This is a genomic window from Sporolactobacillus pectinivorans (assembly GCF_002802965.1).
Classification (GTDB): Bacteria; Bacillota; Bacilli; order Bacillales; family Sporolactobacillaceae; genus Sporolactobacillus; species Sporolactobacillus pectinivorans.
Map to the genome: position 1 here is coordinate 3,358,453 of NZ_NXGA01000001.1, position 11,926 is coordinate 3,370,378.

The window sequence follows — 11,926 nt, forward strand, 5'->3', positions numbered from 1 at the left end:
TGGATAAACACAAAGGATAAGTGTAAAAATTTCTTCCGAACTACTATTATGAAGCTCACACCGTTGAATCGGCGTGAGCTTTTTGTAGTTATGATAAGGGCAGATGCGCGAGGATGACGAGAAGCGCACCCTCGGAGTGCTTGATATCATCGTCATGTTATGCGGAAGATTTGTGGAAAGAAAAGATAAATCTTATCGTTTCTATGCCTCACACGGCAAATAGCGAAGAGCTGAGAAGTACTGATACATCAGCATTTCTCAGCTCTTCAATAATAGCACCGTGACTGGATAAAACATAGAAATACCGGTGGTCGGGGGTCAATAAAGGTGTCAAAGTATTGATTTAATAGGCTTTTGCAAGTTCATGTGTAAAATTTGTCTTTTGAATCTCGATTGTATCGTTTTATCTTTCATAATGCGTTCGGCATTGCAAGACATACAGCGTATCATGATCAATTTTAAAAACTAATCGATTGACTTGGTCTATCCTTGTACTATACCAACCGGATAAATTACCCTTTAATTTTTCTGATTTACCTATACCAAAGTGCTCATTACGGTCAATATCTTTCAGCAGCATATTAATACGTTTCAATGTTTTTTTATCTTGCTTCTGCCAATATAAATAATCTTCCCATGCGATGTCGGTAAACGATTTATTCATCGTCTTCACCAATAAGCTTATGTGTTTTGATTCTCCCCTGCTCAAATTGCTTTAGCGATTCTTTTAATACGTTCTGATTTTCCTCACTGAAAAAAGGATCGGCAACAATTTCAAACGGAATTCGCCGTTGCGTTACCGTTTGTTTAATGAATAATGTAATCGCGGAAGTCATAGTTAATCCCATTTCATTAAACATTTTATCGGCATCTTCTTTTAACTTTTTATCAAGACGAATCTGAACACTTTTCGTTTCTGCCATTTTAAAAACTCCTTTCATTTATATTATAATGCACATTCATTAATATGTGTATACAATAAAATTATTTTGCACTATTATATATGCAGGATTTGCCGCACTATTTTGCGAATTGACTTCAGACATCTGAATAACGAAAATCATTGCGAATAGGTTCCAATTTTCATTCGCTGTTTGTACAGACAGTCACATCAACATCAATGCAATGGAAAAACTAAGCAGGTTCTCCATAAAAACATTTGTATTTTTATGGACGCCCAAATTTCCGTTGATCAAAATTTTATTCTGAGGCGCTGCCCCTGAATAATAAAACTTAAAGACTTCAGCGACCTTCCAGCTTAACTCATTGAGTTTCGATCGATCATAGTAGAAAACATTCCGCAGTTCTTTGGGAACAGTAAAAACCATATGGCGGTGAGGCACATCAAAGATCATGTTCTGTTGCTTCTACGATCAATCATCCGTATACTTCTTTCCGTACTTATGGCAAAAACGGCTTTTACAGGTAAAGCAGACGAAGACAGGAACAGGATTTTCTTCACAACCTAAGCACTCATACTTGGCATAGCCCAGGTCACGTGTCCCGCATTTGATCGCCTTCTGAACCGTTTCCCTGATATCCTCACGATAAGCTTCGGGAAACTGATCCGAGCGGAGTTTCCAGAAGCCATCGAAATGTTCTTTAAGAATCTGCTTAACCGCACTGCTTTTCCGTTTCTCCATGATTCGGACTCTCCCTGAATGTTCTACAGCTAGTTTAACGGGCAGTTATCCACAAGTCGATATTTTATAGTTTCCTAAACAACGAAAAAAGCTCACAAATCCCCTCACATCAAGGATTTACAAGCTCTTCTCAAGATTCTAACGTCACGTATCTGAACCTAGAAATACCGGTGGTCGGGGTGGAACCGACTCCTTGCGGAACACGATCTTGAGTTCCATTTATTGTTAATAACGTTTTTTACTGTTAAACAGGTATCTCTAAAAATGACCCAACAAATTCTGTTTTAGTAAACTTAAGTCATATATAATGGATCGGTAAAGGAAAGGGAAACACTGGAACCTGCTGATAAAAACAAAATAATTTTCATAAAAAAAGGAATCGGGCTTGTATTAATACTGATTTAATTAATGATGATTTTGAATACTCATTATACGCTTAGAAAAAAAATACCCATTCAGAAAAACGGCCATAGATTTTAAGAGTTTTGAAAAAAACTTGCTAACATAATTTAAATACTAGCGAATTAACTTTGCAAATGTTTGCTCTTGTAAAAACAAGAGATCCAGCATATTTGAGAAATCAAAAATCAAATCAGTTTAAACATGACAGCGAAATTCAGAATACTAATTACTACTTTTTCGACCGAACTTGGCTTTTAGGCCGCGCTTGACAACTTGAAAGAACGTCAGCGACCTAACCATTCGTTCCGGTTTAACGTATTTACGTATCTCACGCAGAACTTTCTTCGGATGCTTGGAAGCGAAAGTGTAAGTTCCATTTTTCTTGGTTCTTAATGCATAGCGAGGAATCCACTTTCCCTTGAACATTACTGAAGCAATGACACAATCAATATCATCCCAAGGAATTTGAATATATTTTCGGGCATCCCGGTCATTATAAAACTCAAAACCCTTGTCGCCAATCATGATTTTACCATAATCAGTCAGTCCGATATAAGAATTGGCAGCGGTTACAAAGTCGACTTTTGTATTCATTGATTGAACCATCTTTTAGCCCCATTCCCCTTCATTTTACAGCTTTATTATACTTTACTTCTATCAGTCAAACAATATAGTTCGCGTATTCTTGAGCGATCAAATAGATTTGAGAATAAGCAGATCAGTTCGCGCCATGGAGATGGCTGTAACTGGAAACCAATGATAGCGGAATGTGTTTTTTGGGGGGAGGCTTCAAAATATTTTTCAGACCGTCATCATACTTCTTGGACCGACTCTGTTTACCCGTTACGGAATCCAATTCGCCGGGCCAATTTCGATGATAGCGTGTCCGTTTTTTATTCCATCCCACAGTCCAAACAGATCCATCCGCAGTGGCCATACCATTTTCCTTTTTTACATGGACTCATAACATCTTTCACGCAAAGACATGGTAGAATCACGCTATGTTTCAGTAGAAGAATCGAAAAAAAAGCCTGAAATCCTTGACTTAAAAGGAATCAGGCTCAACCTGATGACACAACGATTAAATAAAAATACTCAAACCAGAATCTTCGACATTACATTACGTTGAGTAAGTGTAAGCCGATACCAACCACGAACAACCCAAGAATCATAATAATTGGAGAAACCTTCTTCTTAAGCAGCCACATGCAAAGAAGTGTTAATGCCAATGCAGCTAAGCCAGGAATTAAGCTATCTAAGTTGTTTTGTAAAGTCGTTATTTTAGTAGCCTCTAATGAAAGGCCGGAAGCTTGCTGTTCCAACACAGCTTTAATCCCTTGCGCTCCTGAAGGTATATGATTCCAATCAATATAAGCGCCATTGGAAAGTTTAACTGAAGAGACAACTGGCGTGAATTTTACAGATACCCAACGGTTGACCAATGCTCCAAGGACGAACATGCCAAGGATTGATGCGCCTCTCGTAATATCTTGAAGTAATCCGCCGGATAAGTCCTCAGTAATTTTAGACCCGGCTTTGTAACCGGCCTCTTGTGTATACCACATGAATGCCATACGAATGATATTCCATGCAACGAAGTAAATAATTGGTCCAAGTATATTACCAGTTATAGCGAGAGAAGCCGCTAATGCACCAATAATTGGTTTAACTGTGAACCAGAAAGCCGGATCCCCGATACCTGCTAAAGGTCCCATCATGCCGACTTTAACCCCTTGAATGGCTACGTCGTCAACGGGCGCACCATTTGCACGTTCCTCTTCAAGCGCTAAAGTCACACCAATAATCGGTGAAGCGACATATGGGTGAGTATTAAAGAATTCCAAGTGACGTTTTAGTGCAGCAGTACGGTCTTCCTTAGATTTGTATAGTTTTTTGATTGCGGGAATCATTGTATAAACCCAACCACCGTTTTGCATACGTTCATAGTTCCAAGAGCCTTGGAGGAAAGTTGAACGCCACCAAACAGAAATACGATCTTTTTTTGATAATTCTAATTTTTGTGCCATTTTTATGCCCGCCTCCTTCTTAGTAGTTATCAATAATATCGTCTAGAGGATCACCGGTGTTTCCGCCATTACCTGAGCCGCCTTGTTTGGAAAGCGCTAAATAGATAAGTGCAAGAGCCACGCCGATGGCCCCAAGACCGATAAGTGTGATTTGTGTAACCGTCGCGAGTACGAAACCAATTGCGAAGAACGGCCATACCTCTTTGGTAGCCATCATGTTAATAACCATGGCATAACCAACGGCTACGACCATGCCGCCACCGATTGCTAAACCGGCTGTCAGCCAAGTTGGCATAGCTGCGAGCAGGCCTCTCACTGGACCGGCACCAATAGCTAAAATTAATGCAGCCGGGATCGCAATACGTACCCCTTGCATGCAGATAGCGATGATGTGCCAGAGTTCAACCTTTCTGATATTTCCTTCATTGGCTGCAGCATCCATAAAGTGTACAAATGCTGTGGCAATCGTACGGCAGATGACTTGTAATAATAAACCTGCAACTGCAAGCGGAACGGCGATTGCGATTGCAGAAGGGACACCAGCACTGCCCTGTCCGCCAAGGACTAAAATAATTGCAGATGCAATTGATGCCAATGCAGCATCAGGCGCTACAGCGGCACCGATATTTGCCCAGCCTAGAGCAATCATTTCGAGAGTACCGCCTAAGATAATACATGGTATTAAGTCTCCTGTAACTAAGCCAATTAACGTACAAGCGATTACTGGTTGGTGGAAGTGAAATTCATCCAGGATTCCTTCCATACCGGCTAGAAATGCGACGATAACGACTAATATTATTTGAATAATATTTAAAGTCATGAGTAATCCTCCTTTTCTCCTGATAATTAAGATTATCTTAATTTGTTTAACTCATCTTGAGCTCTCTTGATAATTTCGTCCATGTTACCTTTTGAATCGTTTGGTACTTTACGTACATCGAAGTCGAGCCCTGCTTTTTTTAACTTATGGAAAGTATCAATATCGTCTTGGTCAAAGGCCAACACTTTGTTCGGTTGGACTTTACCAGTTGAGTGAGCCATCGAACCAACGTTGATTGTCTTCAATGGAACGCCGCCTTCAACCGCTCTGAGCGCATCTTGCGGATTTTCGAAAAGAAGTAGCACGCGTTCACCGCCGAAGTGTTGATCATCTTTCGCAAGTTTGATCATTTGAGCGACAGGAACAACATGTGCTTTGACGCCTGGCGGTGCAGCTTGTTGGATCAATTTCTTACGAAGCTCATCATTAGCTACTGCATCAGATACGACGATGATACGCGTCGGCTGAGTCGTTTTTGCCCATGCCGTTGCTACTTGCCCGTGGAGTAAACGAGAGTCAACACGTGCGAGTACGTATTTAAATTTACCAGGGGCCCCTTTCTTTGATCGTTGAACAGGCGCAGTTGCTCCTGCTGGCTCTAACTCTTCAGGTTTTACTTTGACCCCTTCTTTAGCTGTGCCCAAAATATGTGCAGCGATTTCATGCGCTGTGTTCATTGATAAGCGTGAAGCATACGCTTCGATCAACATCGGTAAGTTCATACCAGCAACGATTGCCCATTTGTCTTTGTGTTCTTCAAACAAGCTGTTGACTTGGTTGAAAGGTGTCCCGCCCCAAAGATCGACTAAGAACAGCACTTCTTCTTGATCGTCGAAAGATGCAATTGCTTTTTGCATTTTTGCCTTAATGTCAGCGGGACCTTCGTTTGGCATTAAGGTAACAGCTTTGACATTCTCCTGCTCTCCAAAAATCATTGAGCCGGATTGGAAAATGCCTTCAGCAAAACCGCCGTGGCTTGCCAGGATAATACCTACCATTGTTTAATACCTCCCTATATAAATATTTTCACTTTAGCCTATTGCTAAAGCATTCAGCAATGTTATCGCTTCCATAAGTTTGGAACAACATACTGAATCCCATGTATTGTGCTGAAATGCTTCTCACCACCCTTCAATGTTGGGGGAACTAGACGGTAAAGTATGGCAGAAAATTATAAAAGAATCATTTGATCTACACTAAGCCCTTTTCGGAAAGCGACTTCCAAAGATTTTTTGAACTATCATTGGAAACCTTGCGGACGTCAAGCTTAATACCACGATCATGAAACCACTTGAAAGCCTCCACATCGGCAGCATTAACAGCTATCGCATCGGTAACCATTACCCGCGTAGTGTCAAAACTAATAGCACCAATATTGATAGAATCAATCTTTATGCCACCTTCGACAACACATCTTGCATCAACTGGATCCTCAACCAGAATCATAGGTTTTAAAAAGGCAAAACGCGGATCATGATATATTCTTATCATTTTCTCCACCGTGATGACATTCGCTCTAATTCCAGGAGGTGCAGCTTGTACGATCAATGTCTTGCGTGTCAGATCGTGCGCCACACGATCTGACACAACTAAGATACGATTAACTTTTATAGCTTTTGCCCAATTAGTAGTAACCTGCCCATGCAGCAAGCGACTGTCAATACGTAATAAACGAACATCCATCGTCATGACAATCCACCATCATTTCTAGTGCGGCTAATACAACTAACATCACCCTCCACTTTTGCCGAGTAATTAATCCACGTACATCACGCGTTCGTAGTTTCTGAGTACACCATAGCGCTTTCATGATTTGGGTTTCAAACCGCGAAATGGCCAAACTCCTCAGATAATACCTACACTTCAGTATAAGCAAGTTACGTGCCACTTTTTGTGTATCGCATAAAAGAACCGGCACAACAGGATTTATCCACTAACAAAAAAACAATTGACACACTAAAAAAGTGTATCAATTGTTTTGTGTATCATTTTTTTCTTTTTCTGTATTAAATAATTCGACGATATAATACACTTCAGCATCTGAAAGATTGATATTAAGTGTTTCATACAGAACCTCATTCGCCTGTTTAACGATAGGATACAGTTTTTCCGTTTTGACGCTAGATAGTCTTTGCTCATCGACACTCATTTCTGAGCGTGTCAGATAACGCTCAAGCGCTCCTGCCATATGCATGATCAAACTAACTTTGAAAGCATTTGACATTTTAGACTTACTGCGCTGCTGAATAAAATCACAATAATTCCACAATATTTTTACAATTTTTGCAGGATTAATGAATGTAAAGTACTGTCCCAAATATTTCTGAGTCATTTCTTCCGTTAAAAACTCCGAATGTTCCAGAGTCTCCGCCTCACATGCAGCACGATTGTTTATTTCTTCGATCAGACTGACAAAACTCTCGCCTCCACCCTGCAACAAATTTTCTAATGAGACAAATGGAGCAGCAACTTTGGGCTTCACAACACCGGTCGTGGCCACGATTTTATATTTTTGCTGAATCTTAGCAATTTGTTCTTTCATATTCACGACCGAAACTGTGATCACTGTAATATCATCGATCAGATTGTCGACTAATATCTTATCTAACAGGTCCTTAATTCTCCCAGCTGTTCCTTCACCAGTCGAACAAATCGCAATAATAGCCTTATCTCTTTGATCTGATATTTTCTGAACATAATTCTTCTTTTTCTGGACCTTTTCGATCGTTCGTGAATAACCATCAAATTCACGCAATTCCCGATATACTGTTTCAAGATCACTATCTATCAGTGCTGTTTTACGAGCTGCTTCCAACACCATCGCTGTAGTCACCATATCGATCGTTTTGACATGCACATTAGTTTTCTCTGTCAGTTTACTGCTAAATGTGCTAAGAGACCCCATGTCAACCAATAGTAAAACGCCGTCGCCCTGATCGATATTTTTAACCTGTGATGCAATGCCATTCAATGCGACTTTAGGACTCATTTCAAGCGGCATATCATATGCGGCGATATTATCGACAGACAGCAGTTGCGAAACAACTTGCACCATTGAGGATGCGGTACTGTTACCATGGGCTGCCACAACGATTCCAACTTTTCCGGTTTTAGGTTCTGATTTTAAAGATACTAAAAGAATCGCCATGTAATAAACTTCAGATTCAGGAATAGGAAAATGATAATGGTCCTCGATTAAATCTTTAATTCGTTCAGCAATCTTGAGTTCAGCTGGATAATCATGGACCATTGAAATCAAATCAGCCGAAATATTGCGCAACGGTTTTCCTGACTGGACCCGTTTAATAAAAGAACTGATGTGTAAACTCATAGCATAAATGAAACTATCCCTGACTGGATAATTCTCTCTTTCCTGAAGCAGCCGCTGGATCTGCTTTGTTAAATCAATAATTTCTTGATCAACGATCTCATTCAGACTGCTTACTGTTTTTTCCAGCTTCCCTTGACGATAAAAAGATTTTAAATGCAGATTGATATCGGTCATAATGAAGTTATTGATTGCTGCCTGATCCAATCCTTCGTCTTTCAGCAGCGCGGCTTTATCGCCAATGATTTCATACAAATTATAAGGCAGTTCATAACTGTCAATGTCGGGCAGACCGCGCTTAGCATCAGGCTTGATCACCATCGTCGGTTCGAGCAGACGGCTCAGATTCCCCAGTTCTTGCCGATTGTTAGCCAAGTTGGAAAGTCCATCTTTGATATTAGATGGCAACTGGCTAAAAAGCAGGGTTATTTCATTTTTATTATGCATGCTATTCAAAAAACCTTGAGCACACACTAATTGAATATTAGATTTCAACTGTCCAACATTACCGTATGTTACACTTCCCAGCAAAGCTTGAACTACATCTTCACTTAAACGAATATTTTTATGAATACGATTAGCTTCAAGCGTTAATAATTGTTCTAATAATTGCAATTTTTCGCGCGCGCTTCTTTGGTTAAAGCCCGGCAGTTGAATTATGATAGGAATACGCCGGACAAAAGTCTGCAGCAATGAACTTTCCGGGTCTTCAGTCGTTGCATAAACAAGTCTGACGTCCGCATGATGAACTTTGGTAGTTTCGCCTAAACGGCTGTATGTTCCATGATCCATAAAATAAAAAATCATTTCTTGTCCCTCAGGCGGCAGACGATGTACTTCATCAAGAAAAAGCATTCCACCATCAGCTTCCTGAATCAGGCCATCTTTATCACCGTTGGCACCAGTAAAAGCCCCCTTGACGTAGCCAAATAGATGCGACATCAATAGCTGCGGATTGTGTGCGTAATCTGCACAATTGAATGTGGTAAATCCCTTTTTGGAAATGATCTCCCTGTCCAGTGCAAAACGGTACATTTTATTAGCAAAATACGTCTTACCGGATCCTGTCGGCCCAATGACCAGTGTATTCAGTCCATGCGGTGGATAAAGCAACGCTGCTTTGGCCTGCTCGACTTGATTCTTCAGGCTATCGCGACTGCCGATCATGTTCTCAAAAACATCCACTTCGTTCTTATTTGCAGTATATTTTTCTTTAATGCTCTGATTATTGATACTAGCATCTCCTGCAAACCCGATGTTGGGTTTCTGCTCCATCTTAGTTTTACGTTTCCCGGCTGCATTATTCACGACATAATGAACCGGTCGGCCATTTGTCTTCTTTATCCTTCCCTCTCTAACCAGCTGATTTAACTCCTTGCTAACATTCGGGCGAAGCAAACCGATAGCTTCGGATATTTCGCTAGTTGTGACACCTTGAGACATACTAAGTGCGCGCTTTTCCAGATATGTTAAAACTTTTTCACGCCGTGTCATTATATGCCCTTCCTTTTTTAACTATATTGTGTATCGCTAGTGTATCACAAGTCAAAAAAGTAAGCGAGTTCATTATCTTGAATACAAGATTTATTTCAGCTTAAACGGCATACATTTTCAATGGATTACTTCTTTCAGTTAGCAAAATATTATTATCACGAAAGGGCAGGAAGACATGCTCTACCCTAATTGAGTTTATTTAAAATACGGGATTAGCCCCTCACCTTTATCACAGTTTCCCAAAAAAGTATAGAAATTTTGTACCGTTTTTGTTGACTATAGTTAATGGATAAAATCGGATGTCAACAGAAATCAAAATTGATATTCTTGGAGGATAACCTTGACTACGGAAAAAAATTGTTTATTACACTGGTTGAATCAGCAAACAATCTTTTGAAGGTAAACATTGACGCTCACCATTTCGGCACAGAAGGAAGTGGTTGAGTCGATCAATAAGAAACCTACAAAAATGAAAAAAGCCCATAAATCCCTCTATATTAAGGATTTACAAGCTCTTCACAAGATTCTAACATCACGTATCTGAACCTAGAAATACCGGTGGTCGGGGTCGAACCGACACTCCTTGCGGAACACGATTTTGAGTCGTGCGCGTCTGCCAATTCCGCCACACCGGCACAATAAATAAAACATTAAAAATGGAGGCGACACCCGGAATCGAACCGGGGATAAGGGTTTTGCAGACCCGCGCCTTACCGCTTGGCTATGCCGCCACCATAATGGAGCGGAAGACGGGATTCGAACCCGCGACCCCCACCATGGCAAGGTGATGTTCTACCACTGAACTACTTCCGCAAAAAACTGGCCCAGCTGGATTCGAACCAGCGCATGACGGCACCAAAAACCGTTGCCTTACCGCTTGGCTATGCCGCCAGCATAATGGAGCGGAAGACGGGATTCGAACCCGCGACCCCCACCATGGCAAGGTGATGTTCTACCACTGAACTACTTCCGCAAAAAACTGGCCCAGCTGGATTCGAACCAGCGCATGACGGCACCAAAAACCGTTGCCTTACCGCTTGGCTATGGGCCAAAAATATGGGGCGGTTAGTGGGGATCGAACCCACGCATGCCGGAACCACAATCCGGTGTGTTAACCACTTCACCATAACCGCCATAACAAGAAAGCAGGGGTAGTAGGAATTGAACCCACACTGGAGGTTTTGGAGACCTCAGTTCTACCTTTAAACTATACCCCTATAATATAAATGGAGGGAGAAGGTTTCGAACCTTCGAACCCAAAGGGAACGGATTTACAATCCGTCGCGTTTAGCCTCTTCGCTATCCCTCCACATCTATAGGTTAAGGATAGAGAGTAACCCATAAAAAAATGGTGCCGGTCAGAGGACTTGAACCCCCAACCTACTGATTACAAGTCAGTTGCTCTACCAATTGAGCTAGACCGGCATACCATAATGGTGGCTCGGGGCGGAATCGAACCACCGACACGAGGATTTTCAGTCCTCTGCTCTACCGACTGAGCTATCGAGCCAAAATATAAAAGAAACAGCATGCTTAAGATTAATTCATTATGTAATTAAAACATACTGATGATTAATTAAAATAAAATGGCGGGTCCGAGCGGACTTGAACCGCCGATCTCCTGCGTGACAGGCAGGCATGTTAACCACTACACCACGGACCCATTGGTTGCGGGGACAGGATTTGAACCTGCGACCTTCGGGTTATGAGCCCGACGAGCTACCAGACTGCTCCACCCCGCGATAAAGAATAAATGGTGGAGGATATAGGGTTCGAACCTATGACCCTCTGCTTGTAAGGCAGACGCTCTCCCAGCTGAGCTAATCCTCCATGCATAATAAAAATATTCCGGCCAGAAACACCATTATATTTTATTATATAGAATACAAAAAATCAAGATAAAATGGTGACCCGTGCGGGATTCGAACCCACGAACCCACCGTGAAAGGGTGGTGTCTTAACCACTTGACGAACGGGCCATAACCAAAAATAATGGCGGAGAGCGAGGGATTCGAACCCTCGAGACGGCCTTGACCGTCTACACGATTTCCAATCGTGCTCCTTCGGCCTCTCGGACAGCTCTCCAAAAGGCTTCGCGGCAAAGAGTCAAATATTCAAAGCACATTGGCACAACTTATACCGAATTATGGCTAAAAATCCGACCCAATTGGTTGCTTACGAAGCATAATATTCAGTTGCATTCGATTCGCCT

At 41.5% G+C, this 11,926-nt stretch carries 10 protein-coding genes and 16 tRNA genes; all 26 read right to left on the bottom strand.

Annotation, left to right across the window (positions count from 1 at the left end; genetic code table 11):
- Positions 1-403: 403 nt before the first annotated feature.
- A complete protein-coding gene (locus COP04_RS16395) occupies positions 404-664 on the bottom strand; it encodes a Txe/YoeB family addiction module toxin (RefSeq protein WP_100489009.1) in 261 nt (86 codons plus the stop codon).
- Entirely contained in the window at positions 657-923 is a 267-nt protein-coding gene (locus COP04_RS16400) for a type II toxin-antitoxin system RelB/DinJ family antitoxin (RefSeq protein ID WP_100489010.1), read from the bottom strand. The genes COP04_RS16395 and COP04_RS16400 overlap by 8 nt, the downstream gene beginning before the upstream one ends.
- 183 nt (positions 924-1,106) lie before the next feature.
- Positions 1,107-1,355 carry a hypothetical protein gene (locus tag COP04_RS16405; protein WP_100489011.1) on the bottom strand — a complete coding sequence of 83 codons (249 nt, stop codon included), beginning with the start codon at positions 1,353-1,355 and terminating at the stop codon, positions 1,107-1,109.
- An 18-nt stretch (positions 1,356-1,373) separates the two neighbouring features.
- A complete protein-coding gene (locus tag COP04_RS16410) occupies positions 1,374-1,643 on the bottom strand; it encodes a transposase zinc-binding domain-containing protein (protein WP_100489012.1) in 270 nt (89 codons plus the stop codon).
- 624 nt (positions 1,644-2,267) lie between these two features.
- Positions 2,268-2,651: a DUF956 family protein gene (locus tag COP04_RS16415; protein ID WP_100489013.1), complete on the bottom strand. Its 384-nt coding sequence runs from the start codon at positions 2,649-2,651 to the stop codon at positions 2,268-2,270.
- A gap of 509 nt (positions 2,652-3,160) precedes the next feature.
- Positions 3,161-4,072 carry a PTS system mannose/fructose/sorbose family transporter subunit IID gene (locus tag COP04_RS16425; RefSeq protein ID WP_100489015.1) on the bottom strand — a complete coding sequence of 304 codons (912 nt, stop codon included), beginning with the start codon at positions 4,070-4,072 and terminating at the stop codon, positions 3,161-3,163.
- Between the two features lie 19 nt (positions 4,073-4,091).
- Positions 4,092-4,892 carry a PTS mannose/fructose/sorbose transporter subunit IIC gene (locus tag COP04_RS16430; RefSeq protein ID WP_100489016.1) on the bottom strand — a complete coding sequence of 267 codons (801 nt, stop codon included), beginning with the start codon at positions 4,890-4,892 and terminating at the stop codon, positions 4,092-4,094.
- Between the two features lie 32 nt (positions 4,893-4,924).
- A complete protein-coding gene (locus tag COP04_RS16435) occupies positions 4,925-5,890 on the bottom strand; it encodes a mannose/fructose/sorbose PTS transporter subunit IIA (protein WP_100489017.1) in 966 nt (321 codons plus the stop codon).
- 193 nt (positions 5,891-6,083) lie between these two features.
- Positions 6,084-6,581 (bottom strand): PTS sugar transporter subunit IIB, encoded by a 498-nt coding sequence (locus COP04_RS16440; protein WP_100489018.1) that lies wholly within the window; start codon positions 6,579-6,581, stop codon positions 6,084-6,086.
- A 280-nt stretch (positions 6,582-6,861) separates the two neighbouring features.
- Positions 6,862-9,714 (bottom strand): sigma-54-dependent transcriptional regulator, encoded by a 2,853-nt coding sequence (locus tag COP04_RS16445; protein ID WP_193437428.1) that lies wholly within the window; start codon positions 9,712-9,714, stop codon positions 6,862-6,864.
- A 553-nt stretch (positions 9,715-10,267) separates the two neighbouring features.
- Positions 10,268-10,349 (bottom strand) — tRNA-Leu (locus COP04_RS16450).
- Positions 10,350-10,371: 22 nt separating this feature from the next.
- A tRNA-Cys gene (locus tag COP04_RS16455) sits at positions 10,372-10,445 on the bottom strand.
- A gap of 7 nt (positions 10,446-10,452) precedes the next feature.
- A tRNA-Gly gene (locus COP04_RS16460) sits at positions 10,453-10,527 on the bottom strand.
- 6 nt (positions 10,528-10,533) lie between these two features.
- Positions 10,534-10,603 (bottom strand) — tRNA-Gln (locus COP04_RS16465).
- Between the two features lie 9 nt (positions 10,604-10,612).
- Positions 10,613-10,687 (bottom strand) — tRNA-Gly (locus tag COP04_RS16470).
- A gap of 6 nt (positions 10,688-10,693) precedes the next feature.
- Positions 10,694-10,765: transfer RNA gene (locus tag COP04_RS16475), tRNA-Gln, on the bottom strand.
- 6 nt (positions 10,766-10,771) lie between these two features.
- Positions 10,772-10,847: transfer RNA gene (locus COP04_RS16480), tRNA-His, on the bottom strand.
- A gap of 13 nt (positions 10,848-10,860) precedes the next feature.
- Positions 10,861-10,931: transfer RNA gene (locus COP04_RS16485), tRNA-Trp, on the bottom strand.
- 10 nt (positions 10,932-10,941) lie between these two features.
- A tRNA-Tyr gene (locus COP04_RS16490) sits at positions 10,942-11,023 on the bottom strand.
- Between the two features lie 40 nt (positions 11,024-11,063).
- Positions 11,064-11,139, bottom strand: a tRNA-Thr gene (locus COP04_RS16495).
- Positions 11,140-11,148: 9 nt separating this feature from the next.
- A tRNA-Phe gene (locus COP04_RS16500) sits at positions 11,149-11,224 on the bottom strand.
- Between the two features lie 77 nt (positions 11,225-11,301).
- A tRNA-Asp gene (locus COP04_RS16505) sits at positions 11,302-11,377 on the bottom strand.
- Positions 11,378-11,379: 2 nt separating this feature from the next.
- Positions 11,380-11,456 (bottom strand) — tRNA-Met (locus tag COP04_RS16510).
- A gap of 12 nt (positions 11,457-11,468) precedes the next feature.
- Positions 11,469-11,544 (bottom strand) — tRNA-Val (locus COP04_RS16515).
- Positions 11,545-11,618: 74 nt separating this feature from the next.
- Positions 11,619-11,693: transfer RNA gene (locus COP04_RS16520), tRNA-Glu, on the bottom strand.
- Positions 11,694-11,707: 14 nt separating this feature from the next.
- A tRNA-Ser gene (locus tag COP04_RS16525) sits at positions 11,708-11,799 on the bottom strand.
- Positions 11,800-11,926 lie beyond the last annotated feature (127 nt).

What these genes read in the sequence shown, in the direction of transcription:
- COP04_RS16410 (WP_100489012.1), bottom strand. Translation starts at nt 1,643, where the DNA reads ATGGAGAAACGGAAAAGCAGTGCGGTTAAGCAGATTCTTAAAGAACAT.
- COP04_RS16395 (WP_100489009.1), bottom strand. Translation starts at nt 664, where the DNA reads ATGAATAAATCGTTTACCGACATCGCATGGGAAGATTATTTATATTGG.
- COP04_RS16405 (WP_100489011.1), bottom strand. Translation starts at nt 1,355, where the DNA reads ATGATCTTTGATGTGCCTCACCGCCATATGGTTTTTACTGTTCCCAAA.
- COP04_RS16445 (WP_193437428.1), bottom strand. Translation starts at nt 9,714, where the DNA reads ATGACACGGCGTGAAAAAGTTTTAACATATCTGGAAAAGCGCGCACTT.
- COP04_RS16430 (WP_100489016.1), bottom strand. Translation starts at nt 4,892, where the DNA reads ATGACTTTAAATATTATTCAAATAATATTAGTCGTTATCGTCGCATTT.
- COP04_RS16400 (WP_100489010.1), bottom strand. Translation starts at nt 923, where the DNA reads ATGGCAGAAACGAAAAGTGTTCAGATTCGTCTTGATAAAAAGTTAAAA.
- COP04_RS16425 (WP_100489015.1), bottom strand. Translation starts at nt 4,072, where the DNA reads ATGGCACAAAAATTAGAATTATCAAAAAAAGATCGTATTTCTGTTTGG.
- COP04_RS16415 (WP_100489013.1), bottom strand. Translation starts at nt 2,651, where the DNA reads ATGGTTCAATCAATGAATACAAAAGTCGACTTTGTAACCGCTGCCAAT.
- COP04_RS16440 (WP_100489018.1), bottom strand. Translation starts at nt 6,581, where the DNA reads ATGACGATGGATGTTCGTTTATTACGTATTGACAGTCGCTTGCTGCAT.
- COP04_RS16435 (WP_100489017.1), bottom strand. Translation starts at nt 5,890, where the DNA reads ATGGTAGGTATTATCCTGGCAAGCCACGGCGGTTTTGCTGAAGGCATT.